The 14,653-nt window shown below is 35.4% G+C and carries 17 protein-coding genes; 9 read left to right on the forward strand and 8 right to left on the reverse strand.

What is annotated here, in order from left to right; all coding sequences use genetic code 11:
* Positions 1 to 160 precede the first annotated feature (160 nt).
* Positions 161 to 463, forward strand: coding sequence for a metal-sensitive transcriptional regulator (locus C0Z22_RS05055; RefSeq protein WP_158246820.1), 303 nt, complete (start codon positions 161 to 163; stop codon positions 461 to 463).
* Here C0Z22_RS05055 and C0Z22_RS05060 read toward each other — a convergent pair.
* Entirely contained in the window at positions 460 to 735 is a 276-nt protein-coding gene (locus C0Z22_RS05060; RefSeq protein ID WP_103217255.1) for an acylphosphatase, read from the reverse strand. The genes C0Z22_RS05055 and C0Z22_RS05060 overlap by 4 nt on opposite strands.
* Positions 736 to 805: 70 nt before the next feature.
* Between C0Z22_RS05060 and C0Z22_RS05065 the strand changes: the two genes are divergently transcribed.
* Positions 806 to 1,534 (forward strand): SOS response-associated peptidase family protein, encoded by a 729-nt coding sequence (locus C0Z22_RS05065; protein WP_103217256.1) that lies wholly within the window; start codon positions 806 to 808, stop codon positions 1,532 to 1,534.
* 10 nt (positions 1,535 to 1,544) lie between these two features.
* Here C0Z22_RS05065 and C0Z22_RS05070 read toward each other — a convergent pair whose 3' ends face one another.
* Complete coding sequence (locus C0Z22_RS05070) at positions 1,545 to 2,021, reverse strand: GreA/GreB family elongation factor (protein WP_146037798.1); 477 nt, start codon at positions 2,019 to 2,021, stop codon at positions 1,545 to 1,547.
* A 93-nt stretch (positions 2,022 to 2,114) separates the two neighbouring features.
* Here C0Z22_RS05070 and C0Z22_RS05075 point away from each other — a divergent pair, with 93 nt between their 5' ends.
* From C0Z22_RS05075 to C0Z22_RS05085, 3 genes are all read left to right on the forward strand, one after another.
* Positions 2,115 to 2,951 carry a hypothetical protein gene (locus tag C0Z22_RS05075; protein ID WP_103217258.1) on the forward strand — a complete coding sequence of 279 codons (837 nt, stop codon included), beginning with the start codon at positions 2,115 to 2,117 and terminating at the stop codon, positions 2,949 to 2,951.
* A gap of 76 nt (positions 2,952 to 3,027) precedes the next feature.
* Positions 3,028 to 3,660, forward strand: a complete 633-nt coding sequence (locus tag C0Z22_RS05080; RefSeq protein ID WP_103217259.1) for a hemolysin III family protein — start codon at positions 3,028 to 3,030, stop codon at positions 3,658 to 3,660.
* Between the two features lie 102 nt (positions 3,661 to 3,762).
* The gene (locus tag C0Z22_RS05085; RefSeq protein WP_103217260.1) at positions 3,763 to 4,197 is read left to right on the forward strand and encodes a DNA starvation/stationary phase protection protein; all 435 of its coding nucleotides are present in this window, start codon (positions 3,763 to 3,765) and stop codon (positions 4,195 to 4,197) included.
* A gap of 13 nt (positions 4,198 to 4,210) precedes the next feature.
* Here C0Z22_RS05085 and C0Z22_RS05090 read toward each other — a convergent pair whose 3' ends face one another.
* A complete protein-coding gene (locus C0Z22_RS05090; protein WP_103217261.1) occupies positions 4,211 to 4,819 on the reverse strand; it encodes a tRNA-uridine aminocarboxypropyltransferase in 609 nt (202 codons plus the stop codon).
* Between the two features lie 60 nt (positions 4,820 to 4,879).
* Here C0Z22_RS05090 and C0Z22_RS05095 point away from each other — a divergent pair, with 60 nt between their 5' ends.
* Positions 4,880 to 6,640, forward strand: a complete 1,761-nt coding sequence (locus tag C0Z22_RS05095; RefSeq protein WP_103217262.1) for an acyl-CoA dehydrogenase family protein — start codon at positions 4,880 to 4,882, stop codon at positions 6,638 to 6,640.
* 34 nt (positions 6,641 to 6,674) lie between these two features.
* Here the strand turns inward: C0Z22_RS05095 and C0Z22_RS05100 are convergent, their stop codons facing one another.
* Positions 6,675 to 7,385, reverse strand: a complete 711-nt coding sequence (locus tag C0Z22_RS05100; RefSeq protein WP_146037799.1) for a hypothetical protein — start codon at positions 7,383 to 7,385, stop codon at positions 6,675 to 6,677.
* A 77-nt stretch (positions 7,386 to 7,462) separates the two neighbouring features.
* On the opposite strand from C0Z22_RS05100, the gene mnmD reads away from it, so the two are divergent.
* Positions 7,463 to 8,215 (forward strand): tRNA (5-methylaminomethyl-2-thiouridine)(34)-methyltransferase MnmD, encoded by a 753-nt coding sequence (gene mnmD, locus C0Z22_RS05105; protein ID WP_103217264.1) that lies wholly within the window; start codon positions 7,463 to 7,465, stop codon positions 8,213 to 8,215.
* On the forward strand, positions 8,205 to 9,149 hold the full coding sequence (locus C0Z22_RS05110) for a nitronate monooxygenase family protein (protein ID WP_233189697.1): 945 nt from the start codon (positions 8,205 to 8,207) through the stop codon (positions 9,147 to 9,149). The genes mnmD and C0Z22_RS05110 overlap by 11 nt, the downstream gene beginning before the upstream one ends.
* Here C0Z22_RS05110 and C0Z22_RS05115 read toward each other — a convergent pair whose 3' ends face one another.
* Positions 9,150 to 9,908, reverse strand: a complete 759-nt coding sequence (locus tag C0Z22_RS05115; RefSeq protein ID WP_103217265.1) for a hypothetical protein — start codon at positions 9,906 to 9,908, stop codon at positions 9,150 to 9,152.
* Between the two features lie 12 nt (positions 9,909 to 9,920).
* Entirely contained in the window at positions 9,921 to 12,005 is a 2,085-nt protein-coding gene (locus C0Z22_RS05120) for a hypothetical protein (protein ID WP_146037801.1), read from the reverse strand.
* Between the two features lie 404 nt (positions 12,006 to 12,409).
* On the opposite strand from C0Z22_RS05120, the gene C0Z22_RS05125 reads away from it, so the two are divergent.
* A complete protein-coding gene (locus C0Z22_RS05125) occupies positions 12,410 to 12,973 on the forward strand; it encodes an HNH endonuclease (RefSeq protein WP_103217267.1) in 564 nt (187 codons plus the stop codon).
* 36 nt (positions 12,974 to 13,009) lie between these two features.
* On the opposite strand, the gene C0Z22_RS05130 is transcribed toward C0Z22_RS05125, so the two are convergent.
* Positions 13,010 to 13,483 (reverse strand): hypothetical protein, encoded by a 474-nt coding sequence (locus C0Z22_RS05130; RefSeq protein WP_103217268.1) that lies wholly within the window; start codon positions 13,481 to 13,483, stop codon positions 13,010 to 13,012.
* A 135-nt stretch (positions 13,484 to 13,618) separates the two neighbouring features.
* Positions 13,619 to 14,593, reverse strand: coding sequence for a DUF4423 domain-containing protein (locus C0Z22_RS05135; RefSeq protein WP_103217269.1), 975 nt, complete (start codon positions 14,591 to 14,593; stop codon positions 13,619 to 13,621).
* Positions 14,594 to 14,653: the final 60 nt, after the last annotated feature.

Consider the following 14,653-nt stretch of genomic DNA (forward strand, 5'->3'; position numbering starts at 1 on the left):
CACACATAGACGCACCGCAAACAATGCTTGAATAGATTACATGAAAAATTTTTAAGACCATATAGTTTCAATGAGTTAAATGTCTTTTTAATACCCCATCACCTATATTTCTGATCACTTTATATGGACGGATTCTGGCCTCTTCGCTAGTATGGCGCTCATGAACGAAATAGAGTTAGAGAAATTTATCAATACACCAGGGGCAGATCACCGCTCGCACCTTAATCGTCTTAAAAGAATTCAGGGACAACTTGAATCCCTCATAAATCTGGTTGAAGATGGAAAGTATTGTATCAATATCGTTCACCGCTCAAAAACAATTCGCGGCGCCCTTCGAGGTTTTGAAAGTTCAGTCATGGAAAATCACTTAAGAGGTTGTGTTGCAAAAGCGATCCAATCACAAGATACGAAACTGATTGATGAAAAAATTGATCAACTTTGTACAATTATCAGAAAGGACTAACCAATCTGAAATTCTGTAAAATTTGAGACTGGCAGCTCTTCAATAATTGTCACATTCGTAACCTTGGCCGTCTCTGGGCCGACCTTTAAAAATTCTTCGAGATTGGTTATATCGTCTAATTCGCCACTGGCCATAACCTCAACGCTTCCATCTTTGAGATTTTTTACATAACCAGTAATTGTAGGTGTATGTTTAAGAACATACTCGTATGTACTTCTTCGAAACCAAACACCCTGAACGACGCCTTCAACGCGGTATCTTCTGTTAATCATAAATCCATCCTAGCATGTTCATACATCTTGAAGATGTAATTTTTCTTAATTTATATGTTAAGATATTACCATGTGTTTTTCGATACAAGCGCAAACAAACTTGAAAGTGCTTTCACAAAAGCTTAATACTCCTTTAAACACGAAGGCTTATGAGTCATTTCGTCTGTTGCAAGAATTAGAAGCTTCTCTTGATCCGCAAGAATTAAAGAAAATACTGGGCCTAAAGAGAAAACCAAGTAGTGATATCTTTAAGTCAGCTGATAAAGAAGGGCGAATTTTTCCAAATTATTTTGCAAATGTTATGACGCAAGAATACGAAGAGAGAAGCATTTCACCAATGCGCTACCGTGTTCGCCCAAGAGGATCGCAAGAAGAAATTCCGACCAAATTCAATGTCTTTAATGCCAGACTTGATTCACTCGAAAAGAGACAAACATGGGCACCACTTTTTATGAAAAACCATGGAGTCATTGCCTTTGAAGCATTTTACGAATGGGTTGAAAGAAACGGCAAGAAAACTCTTATTAAATTTCTTCCACAAGATGGAAAGCTCATTCTTGCACCTTGTTTGTGGGATGAGTGGACATCAAATGATAAGCAAATAAGCTTTAAATCATTTGCTATCATAACAACTGATCCACCAAAGGAAATTGAAGAGATGGGACATGATCGCTGCCCTATCTTTTTAAAAGAAGAGTATTTAAACGACTGGCTTAACCCAAAAGGCTTAAGCAAAAATGATACATATGAGATTCTTACCCATCCGTACCAAGAGCATTATGATTACGAATGGGCCTAATGATTTTATTTTAAGAAATTGAAATAACTTCGTATTCACGAGTAATATCACCCGTTTCAACATCAAAGAAATCTCCAACTTCCATCCCTAAGGCTTCATTTCCAATGGGAGAGAAAACTGAAATAACAAGAAGTGGTGTTCCATCAAGATTTAGCATTGTTCCACCTGCAGTTGGTGTGATGAAGTAATGCCTTGTCTGATCATTGAATTTAAGTTCAACAAGTGAGCCTAGTGCGATTTTATCTCCCTTGGGAAGATCTTCAGAAAGCTCTTTAATCATGTTGATATCGATTTCTAGCTCATCAACACGCTTCTTTTGGGCCCCTGCAAGATAGCCTGCCTCAATAGCGCGAGTATCGTACTTACCTTCTTGGGCCATATCAGGCTCTTGAGACATCACTCGAGTCGTCTCAAATGCAGCTTTGGCCTTTGTCAGTTCTGTTTCTAAATTTTCAATAAGTGTAGAGATGATAGATTCTTTATTCATAATAAATAATTTCGCTAGATTACCTTTAAGAAATGGTTGTATTATTTTCAACAATATACCTCAAAATCCCCTTTTGTACTATAAATTGGGCATATGAAAATCTTGCTTACCTTGCTATGTGCACTATTAACTTTTTCGGCCCTTGCTACAACTAGTGAGAGAAATCCTCATGAGTATCAGATTCTTGCTCATGAAGACCTTGGTTCAGAAGTAAAAGAACAAGATTTTTACTTTGTCGTTGTTGAAGCCTTGAGGCTGTATCAAGACGAAGCGATAAAACAAAAGCGTGGTATTTCAGTGAAAACCCTCGACTGGCAAACTCCGTATTTTAGTGCTTGGGCCTTATACGATGACAAGGCAGATCACTTTAATATTAATTTCTGGGGAGGCTTTGCTCGCATGCCTAATATGACAAAAAGAGCATACGCCTTTACTGCCTGTCATGAGATAGGACATGTTCTTGGAAAAGCACCGCGTATGGAAAATAAGCATTTTTCACAAATGAGTACAGAAGGACAATCGGACTTCTTTGCAGCAGCAAGTTGTTATAAGAAATTTGTCATTAATAATCCAAACTACTTTGACTCTCCAATAGAGCTTGACCCATATGCGGCCTCACTGTGTCTAGAGAAGTTCTCTTCTGATAATTTTAACCAAGAGCTTTGTTTTGAGACAATGCAGGTTGCTCAAGACTTCCCTAAGGCCATTGCTCATATGAGTTCTGACCCAAATAAGCACGCTAAAATAACGAACTCAGATCCTACGACTGTTACCAAGACCCTGGATAGCTATCCAACATTACAGTGCCGTATGGATATCATCAAAAACGGGGCACTTCTTGAATTTAGCGGGGACGAAATATCAATAAAAAACCTCGAATCACGCTTGCCATGCTGGTTTGCAAATTCAGCTACTTCCCATATCCATTGACATAAAATAGCTCTAACGAGTTAAGAGAAAGTTTGCCGTATCTATATAATTTCTTAACTTCTGATATAATTTCAATATGCACGAACGTAACGGCGAACTCTATTCTAAGTTTGAAGAAATCATCAACTCAACAACACATAGCTTGGGTATTATCCTAGGAATAGTTGGAACAATTATGATGGTTTTGAAGGCCAAGTCTGGCATTCACACTTTCGCCTATACTGTATTTGGACTTTCAATCACTTTCCTTTATACAATGTCCACTCTCTATCATGGGACGGCCCATAAGAAGCTTAAGAATATTTTTCGTAAAATGGATCATATTGGCATCTATCTTTTGATTGCCGGCTCATATACGCCATTTCTTATGCTGGCCATTAAAGGTGAAACAGGAATGTGGATGATGATCAATATTTGGGCCTTGGCCTTTATTGGGATTCTGATTAAGCTTTTTGCCTTTAATCGTTCTGAAGTTCTTACGATAATTCTGTGTCTGATTATGGGTTGGATGGTTCTTGCTATTCGCACAGAAATGATCGCAAATCTAAGTTTTGATTGCCTTAAATGGATTGTCATTGGTGGCGCCTGCTATATGACAGGAGTTCTCTTCTACCTGCGTGAAAGTCTATACTTGGGTCATGCAATTTGGCATATTTGTGTCCTTTTAGGCACTACTTCTCACTTTTACGCAGTGTATGCATACGTCTAATCTTTCATAAACTTCAATAGATTTTTACTATGAGCTGACATAGATTCTTTATTGGATTCGTATAATTATTATTGTTATACTTTAGAAAATAAAGGAGAACGTATGAACACGATTAACCAATTAAAACTAATTCAAGCTGATGCACAAGTATACTTTATGAAACTTCACAACATTCACTGGAATGTAACAGGAATGATGTTTCAACCAATTCACGCGCTAACTGAAGCTCTATACAACGAATTTGCGATCGTTTTTGATGACCTTGCAGAAAGACAATTACAACTTCATCAGAAACCTGTTTTAACGATGTCAGGCGCACTCGAAATAAGCCGCATAAAAGAGACGAATGAGTCATCTTTTACAAGTACGCAAGCACTAGAGCTAATACTAAAAGACAATCAATACTTCCTAGAAGCCTTCAAAGAGTTATCGGCAACAGCTGGTGATGAAAACGATGCTACAACAGTCGCTTATGCAGACGAAAAAGTTGCTTGGCTAGAAAAAGAAAATTGGCAATTAAGAGCAATGCTAGAATAGTCTAAAATATCATTTAAAGCCGAAAGTCACCCTTTCGGCTTTTTTTTATTCTTTCCACTATCACCTTAAAAGCTTCAATCATATGATCCTTAACCTCAGATTCCTCGAGAACCTCTAGAGCGTGTGCAATGGCCTCATATGTACACAGAAAATTCTCACCAGGAGACTTTCTTAATTCGTAGATACTGTGTCCCACATCAATTAAGTGATATTTAGGCATACGCCCAAGTACTTCTTCACGCTTGTGAAATTTCTTGGCCTTTGACCAAGAACCGTCAGGTACAACAAGACAAGTCTGCTTACCTTCTTCGGCCTTATAATCCTGCAAAGGAAGTGAGTCTTGTGTTGGAAAAAGATAGATATAATCAAATGTATCAAAGTCGAAAAGCTGGGGCCCAAAAGGCTCATGAACATTTCCTCTTTCGAAAATTTCACATTTCTTAAGTACCTTGGTCGCGAAATAGGCCGTATTACTCGTCAGCCATCTCTCAGTATAATGCATAGGGATGATGACTTTAGTTTGGTTAGCAAACGGTTTAAGCACGTCACAAAAGCACCAATGAGTATTGATGCGACAATTTGGACAGCGGGAATCTCTTGTATCTCGGCGTGACTTTGACATAGGTTTGATTTATCATAATTAGTGCATTTATTCGATTTTAAAATAAAGGAAAGGTAAAAAATGAATTATTTTAGTGATGAAAGTGAATGGAAGTGGATGCTTAGAAACGCAATTGATTGGAAAACTATTATTCCAATGTACTATCCTAACTTCCCTACTGAAGACGGCTTTAATAATGAAGAAGAAATCCTAAGCTTTATGGAAGAGCTTCTTACTCAAACAGGTAGCTGGGCAGCTGATGCAGTCTATACCAGAGCAGAGGCCATTGATCAAAATGGTGCTGGAGAAGTTAAAGATGGTAGAACGATTCCTGGCCCAGAATTAAATGCATTCTATCAAGAGGCAACTGAGCTGGGAGCATTTGGAGTAAGTCTTCCTACTGATTTTGGAGGAATGGGACTTCCTGCTGTTGCACTAATGGTTTTACTAGAACAACTATCACGAGCGTGTAACTCTCAATGTACACAGCTTGCTTTCTTTACTTCAATCGCAGATATGGTTCACCGTTTTTGTGACCACGAAACAGCACAAAGAATTGTTCCTAAAATTATCTCAGGAGAACTTTCAGGATCAATGAATTTAACAGAACCTGGCTGTGGTTCAGATCTTGGTATGATTAAAACTTCCGCAACTCCAGTTGGAGATGGCACATATAAGCTAAATGGTTCTAAGATATTTATCACTAATGGTGGTGGCGGTATTGGCTTTGTATTGGCCAGAGTAAAAGGTGCACCAGAAGGACTTTCAGGTTTATCACTCTTTCTATGTGAGCAAGATGAGCCAGGTGTTGAAGGCCCTAATTTTATCGTTGCCAAAAACGAACATAAGATGGGAATGCATGGATCATTTACTTGTGAAATCGTTTATGAAAATTCTATTGCTCGCCTAATTGGTGAAGAAGGCCAAGGATTCAAGTATATGCTTCACCTCATGAATGAAGCACGTATCGCTGTAGGTATGCAGGCACTTGGTGGAATTGAAGGCTGTATTGGCTATGCTAGAAAATATGCTGATGAGCGTATGCAATTTGATAAGCCGATTTCAGAACTACCACTTATGAAAAGAAATCTTGAAGACTTTGAAACTGAAAGAGATGCAATTAGAGCACTACTTGTTGATACGATTTCTTCATATGATATTTTTCAAAAGTTAGATCTAAAAAAGAAAATAACAGGAGAGCTTACAAGCGAAGAAGAAGCTCAATTTAAGAATGCTTCAATTTGGACAAGAAAACGCACTCCTCTTGTTAAGTACTATTCATGTGAAGCTTATACATACCTCTCAACTAAGGCCATTCAAGTTCTTGGTGGTTATGGATTTATGGAAGAGTATCCTATGAGTCGCTATCACCGTGATTCGTTTGGTCCACTTCTATACGAAGGAACAAGTCAAATTCAAGCGCTCATGGCCCTTAAAGACATGATTAAATATATTGCAAAGAACCCTGACAAATACTTTAAGAATCTCTTTATTAAGCACCCTGCATTTAGTTGGGTTAGTGCGGAAAGCAAAGAACAAAAAGAGCTTACTTCAACACAATATACTTTTAAGAAAAGTCTTGTGAAATTAATCATCAAATGTCTCAAGCCAGATAGCCTTTCAGATCTTGCAAACCCAAAGGCATGGATGAATGAAGAAAATGTCGACAAACTAATGATCCACGCTGAAACGATCTGCCAAGGACTTTCATATCTTGAAACATTAAGAGTTCTTGCAAATCACGCTTCAATCGATAAAGAGAGATATGATTTATTCTCTCGCTACTTAAGACTTGTTACACCAAGACTAACAGCAATTTATAATGATTGGGATTTAAGATAATGAATGAAGCCTCTTATTAAAAGTGAGAGGCTTCTTATTTTAAAGTATATTCTTCAATATTTTGATAATCATACTTAACATTGTTATTTGAGCATTGTGTTTCATATTCAATTTTTTCGATCATTGCATTTCGAGAAGCAGCTGAATTGGCTTCAATTGTATAAGTATACTTTTGCGACAAGACCTTTTCGTTTGCAGATCGATCAGTAACGATACTTCTTACAAAGATATTTGAATTTGGAAATGAATAAACAATTCCAATTCCTGCAAAATTTGCGTAAACCTGGTTAGGATTTCCATTATTGAAGAAGGCCTGACAAAATAATTGCATAAATCCATCTTCATCTGTTTGCACTTGAGTCTCTAAGAGCTCACCAGGTACATCGAAGGCACCAGATACAACTTGTAGGCTTATTTTATTATTATAAACAGCATCAATACTTGCCCTTACATTTCTAACACTCGGGTTAGCACTACAAGAACCTTTTCTAACTTCAAACTTAACAGTCTCGATATCATCAGTACTTGCTAAATTCATACGCATTGCTCTTAAACGAGAACAAGCAGAGCGAGCATTAGATAGAGAAAGTTCATCTAAAGACGGCTGAACTTCAACTATACTACCAACTTGAGAACTAGAAATAGGTGCAGGACCACCACCGTACTCACCACATGACGACATCACAAATGTGCCGGTGATGGCCAATAAAATATGAAAGAATTTAGATTTTAAAACCGTATTCATCAACTAACTATTCGGATTCGGTTAACTAAACTTAAATTTCCATGGCCGTGAAATAGCTCAAGTGTTAAATTTTACCTATGAAATTCAAAACAAAATTAGGCGAATACCAAGCAGTAGAAACCGCTGATGGACATCTAACACTACACAGTGGCCTCTATGATGAGAATTGTCATTCAACTGCTGGTGCCTATGAAGAGACCCTTCATAACTACGTCTATGGCTGCAGCATCATTGACCGAGCAAACAACTCACCTATAACAATTTTAGAGATTGGCCTTGGGGTAGGCCTAGGAGTTCTTGCAACATTCAATGAAGCAAAAAACTGTCAAAATAAGATCAAATTTATCTCAACAGAAATTGACCCTGAACTAGCTCAATGGGTTTGTCGACAACATGGTTTTTCAAATGGCGAAATTTCAAATGATAAAATCAAGTTTAACATAGACGATAATTTTGAAGTTGAAATTCTAATTGGTGATGCCAGAGAAACTATAAAGAAACTTATCCTAGAAGAAATTAAAGTGGATTGTATTTTTCAAGATGCTTTTTCGCCTACAAAAAATCCTTCTTTATGGACAAAAGAATGGTTCAGGAATCTGCGTAGCTTATGTAATAATAATTCCGTAATGACAACATATAGCGCATCAGTCAAAATTAGAAAGGCCATGCTCGAAGCAGATTTTCACGTTACCAATATGAAAGGTTTTGGCAATAAACGAACGGCCACTCGTGCTTTTACTGACGGCCTATTCAAAGACGAGAAATTAGAGGGAGAGCTCAGTCGATCAAAGACTCCCCCTTTTTCAGATAAGGATTTAAATGAAATTTGATATGTTTAACTTAAAAGATAATGTGATTTGTAAGCTCTTCAACATTGAATACCCTATCATTCAAGGTGGGATGGTTTGGGTTTCTGGCTCAAAATTAGCGGCAGCAGTAAGCAATGCCGGAGGCTTAGGCCTTATTGGTGCAGGTTCAATGAAACCGGATCTTTTAAGGGAGCATTTAAGAAAAGCTAAATCACTTTTAGATGATGGTAAGCATATTGGAGTCAATGTCCCTCTTCTCTATCGTCTTGCAGAGGAACAAATCCAAACTTGTCTTGATGAAGGCATTAAAATCTTTTTTACATCAGCAGGCTCACCTAAGAAATATACAAAGTTTTTAAAAGATCAGGGATGTACAGTTGTCCATGTCACTTCAAGTCCTGCCCTTGCAAAAAAATGTGAAGATGCGGGCGTTGATGCAGTTGTCGCAGAAGGCTTTGAGGCCGGTGGCCACAATGGACGAGACGAAATTACAACAATGTGTCTTATCCCACAAGTTTGTGACACAGTTAATATTCCTGTTATTGCGGCCGGTGGCATCTTTGATGAACGCACAATTGCCGCAGGCCTTTGTCTTGGAGCAAGCGGTGTCCAACTTGGAACTCGCTTTCTTATGACCAAAGAAAGTAGCGCCCACCAAAATTATAAAGATCTTATTTTAAAAGCAGGCCCTGGAGACACTCGCCTTCAGATGAAACCATACGTTCCCGTAAGACTCTTAAATAATAAATTTGCCATGGAGTCACTTAAACTAGAACTCGAATGTGCATCAGTTGAAAAGCTCGTTGAACATTTAGGAAAAGGCCGCGCCAAGCTTGGAATGCTTGATGGCGATATTGATGAAGGTGAATTAGAAGTTGGCCAGGCCTCGGGGGCCATTGACGATCTTCCAAGTGTGGACGAGGTTATGTTAAAACTATCATCGGTTTTTAATTAATTACCAACCTTTATAATCTTGAAATTGGCCGGCCCTATAACGACGATCTAATTCTTTATAGAAGATTTTCATATATTGAAAATCTTCTACTTTTATACGAGCATCCATAAGCTCTGTATAAGTTAATTGCGTAAAGCGCTTTGCCTTGGTTAGATCATTATCGAAGTATTCACGATACAACTCGAATTGATATGGAAATAAATCAACTCCTTTAAAACCAGAGCAATATTTAAAATATGCAGTAAATTTAAAACGATCATACTCAGGACTTTTAAACCTATTTCTAAGACTAGAAAAGAAATTATTATAATAATTTTTTCTTTGTGGAGTATTAAAGTAGAGCGCTAACAATTTTCGTTTTAAATAATAATCATCAAACTTAAGATTATTATCAATACAAAACTCTAAATTATTATAGAGCTGAATCTCACGTTCAACCTGAGTATGGTACATATTCTCTAATTCAAATATTCTTTCAAAGGTCCTCAAATACAAAGAAGCTATCTTCCTCTCCTCTTCAGTATCATTCTTTAAATTTGCCATTACATAATCAAACACATCGTCTCTAATTCCATCACCATTTTTATCAACTCCTCTAAGCGTATCACTTAGATCCTGCTTTAATAGTACATGTATTGGTGGAGTTGATCTCATTTTCTCAATGATCCCATAGAGTAATAAACCTATCGCATTGGCCTGAGTAGCAAAAATGAAACAAACCAAAATTTTTAACATTAAACTATTAGTTATTTTTTTCATTTATGAAATCCGTTATTGTACCATTATCATGTTATGTCCACGATCTTTATCAGAATAAAATATTGCTGTGACAAAAGTTTTAGTCCACGATTCAGATGTAGGGTATTGCAAATTAAACATCCTATACCTAGGATATACTCTAACAACAAAATCTTCGATACCATCATTATTGATATCACCATAGGAAGTAACGAATACTCTCCTGTCACATATAACATAGTCATCACTTAAAGAAGATTTTTCACATTCGTAAAAAATATAATCTAGTTCCTCACTCCCATGTTTTTTTGTATAGATTACTGCCTTATTTGAATCCTTAAGCTTGATACCAATCTCTGAATTATCTTTATTATAAAGTGTAATCTTCTTCTTATCTTTAAGAGCATACTCTTTTTCATACTCACCTGCATTTAACTGAGCTAGGTTATACAGAGTTTGAATTTCTGAAACTTTGAGAAGATATACACATGAATCTGTAGAAATATTATTTACGAGTGATTTATAGGAAATTAAATCTGTGGCCACAACATGATCACCCTTTGGCTCAACAGATGCAATGAATAAATCAATAGGTTTTAAACGATCATCAAGGCATGCCAAATCAAATGTTTTTTTTAAATCATTTTCATTATCTAAAGGACGAAAACTATATTTCTTATTTCTTGTAGAGACTATATCCACCACCTCTTTATTGAGACTAAACCTAATTTTATCATTTCTTAGAATCTTTCTATTTTTTATAAAAGTAGATAATTTAGCATAAGCATCGCTAACACTTTTCTCATAGACACGGGATTGTTTCATTATCTTGCCAAGTGTTACATCTTGATTCCGGTTATATTTAAATTCTTTATTGAATCTTTTCTTATATTCATCTTCAAGATTCAAAAATTCTTTATAAATAAAGTTCGAAAATTCATAATATTTTTCGAAGCGAACAAAATCACCACAAGACTTTAGAAACTGAGAAATCAAAATAGGTAATTCTTCATCTTCAATTTTTCTTTGCTGAATTCTTTGAGAAGGAATCATGCCACTAGAAAGAGCGAAGAATGCATTATATAAACGATTCTCCCATGCGTACTCAATAGCTGTAACTCCACTTGCTAGTTTCGTTAATGAATTAATACCAAAATTATTATAATCCTTAATATTTGGATTCTTTAAAGCGGCTTTGATAATCTTATCATTAAGATCTGTGTTTTTAATTTTAGCAATAAATGGAGCAAGCTCATAAAGATATTCACCAATATCCTTGCGATTAGAAAACTCCAGGATATAAAGAAGAGGTATGACATCTTCTCCATTAGAGTTTTCAAATCTCTCTACAAATGAATATCCTGATTTATATAAATCACTAATGCTATTTTTATCTAAGTAAAAGCTAGTCTTATAAGTATTCGTAACAAGCATTAGAGACTCATTAACACTAAAACCAGCTTTAGCAAGTGCCTTAGCTTTATCAAACAACTTCTGATCTTCTTTGATCATGGTAAAGATATTATTGTATTTATTTTTTCTTTTGAATGGTTCTATATTCATCAAATCAGTCATGTATGACTTTCTTGCCTTTTCGCTAAATTTATATTTCGATAAAATTGGAAAAAAGTAGTCATCATACATTGATGCCTTTAATAAGGTATCATTTCCAACAACGTTCGTTATTTCATCGACATTTCCATTATAAAAATAACTTAAACGTAACGCCAAAAACTTTAAAAAGTCTGAATTGTAATGATTAAATAGTATTTTTAAATTTTCGAAATTATGACTACGAACCGCTTCTAAAACATATGCAAAAGAAGAAGAATAGTGATTTACATCCTGCTTACTTCTATAGCTTACGAAATTACTTTTGTAAGCTATAAGACGAGAATACAATGCAAAAAAATATTCATCTGAGGGTATTTTTATATTTGTAAAAGTAACTTCGCCAACCTTCAACTCAGGCTTGTCTATTATAAGTTTTTCAAATAATTTCTTATTTGTTTCCAACCTTTCTTTTAATAACTTTTGGCTATCTTTGTTTCTGACAAGCTTCACAACGTCCTTATCTTCACAAAGAAAAAATTCGTCGGCATATAAACCGTATGTCACCTTACATGTATATACTATTTCTTCTTTTTTTATATAAATAGATTTGTATGCAAAAACTGAGTAACTACACAATAAGAAGACAACAAAGTATTTCATAATATTTTTTTTCAATTAAAACTTCCCAATTATTAATTTATCTATTTATCGACAAATAAAACCTGTTCATTAAACATATATTACTGTTTGATAATCTATATTTGTGGCGCCGCTCTGATCCTGACTATTTTTAACAGTTACTTTGTGTCACCTGTTCAATCTTTTTTTTAGATAATAACCATCTAATATTGTTATGTTTTTTGGCATGGCCCTTGCTTTATATAAAGCAAGGAGGTGAAAAAAAGTCCTAACACTAGGCACACACAACACACGCACATTACACAGACATTTTGACGGAGGAAAACGCAATGAATGCAATCGCGATGAATGGATTATCGTTTGGTTTCTATCGTGAATTGGCCATGACACTAGTATGGTATATTGGCTCACTCTCGTTGATGTTATCGCTATTTGTTTTTGTTATCAGACCAAAATTTGGTCTAGCGCAAGCGCAGCAAGCTGAATTTAGAACACAGATGGAGATTGCAAAATTTATTCACACAAGAAAGTCCCAAGTAGCATTTGGGAATGAAAAAAACTGGAAGTATCTACGTAAGCAAGTCTTTCGTATCCAAGGCACAAAGTGTCTAAAGTGTGGAATCGAGCACGACAATATGCACATTGATCATATAAAACCTAAATCGATTCACCCACACTTAGAGTTTATGATTGATAACCTTCAGGTTCTTTGTCCAAGTTGTAACCGTGAAAAGTCGAATAAAGAAGAAGTCGACTATCGCAAGGGACATCATTTAATGGCATTAGTAAATACCATTAAGGAGAATAAGTTATTAAGAGAAAGGTATACTTATGACTTTGACAAGCTAACGGGCCTTACAAAAGAAAAAATGCAATTTGAATTAGCAGCATAATCAAATGAAAGAAGGGAGCGCAGGCTCCCTTTTCAATTATAGATATTCGATTTTAGTTACTGAAAATAAAAAGACGTCCTCTTCAGTTTCGACCATTGTCTCTACTGAGGAAATTGAAGGCCTACGGCCCTTATAGTACACATCGATCATACCAGCGTTTGTAATCGCATAATCAAGTTTTGAATATTTAAAAAGTTGAGTTACAAGTCCACCAGATCCACTTAAGTAATAATTTGTATACGCAGATGATCTTGTATAGTCGTAGCCAAGATCATGAGAAACATTCTTAATAAGAAAGTTATCACCTTCTCCAACATTGCAATTGAAAACATTCAAACTATTGTTCCATTCAAGAACTTGTGTAACTTCACATTCAGCTGAAATAACTATTTCATTTGTCAGCATATTTGTAATTTCAAAGTCAAATTGAAATCTTGCCGTAGACTTGGCACTTGCATTCGAACTAATAAAAATAAATGATAAAAGTAGCGTCAAAATTATTCTATTCATAAAAACTCCCTAATAAAAATTTAAAGATAGATTATAAATTTTGAAATGAATAGAATATATTCAGGATATGAAAGTTGGAAAAACTCTCCCCGATTTTGTCACACGAGTAACAAATTTAGACACAATTAAATAAAATCAGTCATTTATATCATCACTACCAGGATTAAATAGATTGAAATTGAGCACTAAAGTAACAACATCTTCATCAGTATCTTCAGAAACTATCTTTTTAAAATCTTCAAAAAATCTCAAGTAAAGAGCAATGATTTGTTGTCTTGCAGATTGGCTTGCATTAAAAACCATAGAACCGTAAGCATCTTTTTCTGACTTATCCTTTATATTTGCGATGGCCTTTTCAAGCCAGAACTTACGAATATCATTCATTTGCTGACGGCTACCTCGATCACTAATTTTAATTTTTCCAGCACGATAGATTCCATCGACTTTTTCAATCAATTTATTATTTTCACAAATAACTAGAATATCATTAACTTCTTTTATACTAAGGCCTGTGGCCTTTGCTAGAAACGAATCCTGATGAAAGCTAAGTTTTTTATATGCAGGTAAATCCAAACAAATAAGAACAATTCCAATATTTGGGTTATCAAAATAGTGTTTAGTAATCTCAAGGCGCATCTTATTATAATTATCAAGGAGTGGAATTGACTTCTGTGAAGTTAATTCGAAGACAAGGGCCATCGATTCCATCTCATCAAGTCCAAATACGATTTGTAAGAAATCATTTAAACACAGTCCTGTCTCGCCACTTTTTAAACGTCTTAATTTTGATGTAGTAATGCCACATGAGCTAGAGATGTCATTTAAGGATTTATTACTAAAAATAAAATCAAGTAATTTAGATGGCTCTTGTAAGGTATCTTGATAGCGTAAATAGGACAAAAGAATATTTTTAAGATCAATCTTAAATATGTCACACAAAGATAAAAAGTCTTCCCATGAAGTCTTTGAATGACCTTTTTCCCAACGATGGACAATATTAGAGCTGGCGCCTAATTTCTGATTAACCCATTCTTGGCTTTTGTCACCACGAATTGATCTTATTAACTGTTGTGATAATTCATCAAAATCAAAATCTGTCGTAATACTCATAATCTCTTATCGACAAATTTCATTCATATTTAAGTGAAATATTGGATAAAAAAATGCTAG

The organism is Halobacteriovorax sp. DA5 (assembly GCF_002903145.1).
Classification (GTDB): Bacteria; Bdellovibrionota; Bacteriovoracia; order Bacteriovoracales; family Bacteriovoracaceae; genus Halobacteriovorax_A.

What these genes read in the sequence shown, in the direction of transcription:
- C0Z22_RS05135 (WP_103217269.1), bottom strand. Translation starts at nt 14,593, where the DNA reads ATGAGTATTACGACAGATTTTGATTTTGATGAATTATCACAACAGTTA.
- C0Z22_RS05090 (WP_103217261.1), bottom strand. Translation starts at nt 4,819, where the DNA reads ATGTCAAAGTCACGCCGAGATACAAGAGATTCCCGCTGTCCAAATTGT.
- mnmD (WP_103217264.1), top strand. Translation starts at nt 7,463, where the DNA reads ATGAAATTCAAAACAAAATTAGGCGAATACCAAGCAGTAGAAACCGCT.
- C0Z22_RS05115 (WP_103217265.1), bottom strand. Translation starts at nt 9,908, where the DNA reads ATGAAAAAAATAACTAATAGTTTAATGTTAAAAATTTTGGTTTGTTTC.
- C0Z22_RS05080 (WP_103217259.1), top strand. Translation starts at nt 3,028, where the DNA reads ATGCACGAACGTAACGGCGAACTCTATTCTAAGTTTGAAGAAATCATC.
- C0Z22_RS05130 (WP_103217268.1), bottom strand. Translation starts at nt 13,483, where the DNA reads ATGAATAGAATAATTTTGACGCTACTTTTATCATTTATTTTTATTAGT.
- C0Z22_RS05125 (WP_103217267.1), top strand. Translation starts at nt 12,410, where the DNA reads ATGAATGCAATCGCGATGAATGGATTATCGTTTGGTTTCTATCGTGAA.
- C0Z22_RS05060 (WP_103217255.1), bottom strand. Translation starts at nt 735, where the DNA reads ATGATTAACAGAAGATACCGCGTTGAAGGCGTCGTTCAGGGTGTTTGG.
- C0Z22_RS05065 (WP_103217256.1), top strand. Translation starts at nt 806, where the DNA reads ATGTGTTTTTCGATACAAGCGCAAACAAACTTGAAAGTGCTTTCACAA.
- C0Z22_RS05085 (WP_103217260.1), top strand. Translation starts at nt 3,763, where the DNA reads ATGAACACGATTAACCAATTAAAACTAATTCAAGCTGATGCACAAGTA.
- C0Z22_RS05070 (WP_146037798.1), bottom strand. Translation starts at nt 2,021, where the DNA reads ATGAATAAAGAATCTATCATCTCTACACTTATTGAAAATTTAGAAACA.
- C0Z22_RS05100 (WP_146037799.1), bottom strand. Translation starts at nt 7,385, where the DNA reads ATGAATACGGTTTTAAAATCTAAATTCTTTCATATTTTATTGGCCATC.
- C0Z22_RS05075 (WP_103217258.1), top strand. Translation starts at nt 2,115, where the DNA reads ATGAAAATCTTGCTTACCTTGCTATGTGCACTATTAACTTTTTCGGCC.
- C0Z22_RS05055 (WP_158246820.1), top strand. Translation starts at nt 161, where the DNA reads ATGAACGAAATAGAGTTAGAGAAATTTATCAATACACCAGGGGCAGAT.
- C0Z22_RS05095 (WP_103217262.1), top strand. Translation starts at nt 4,880, where the DNA reads ATGAATTATTTTAGTGATGAAAGTGAATGGAAGTGGATGCTTAGAAAC.
- C0Z22_RS05110 (WP_233189697.1), top strand. Translation starts at nt 8,205, where the DNA reads ATGAAATTTGATATGTTTAACTTAAAAGATAATGTGATTTGTAAGCTC.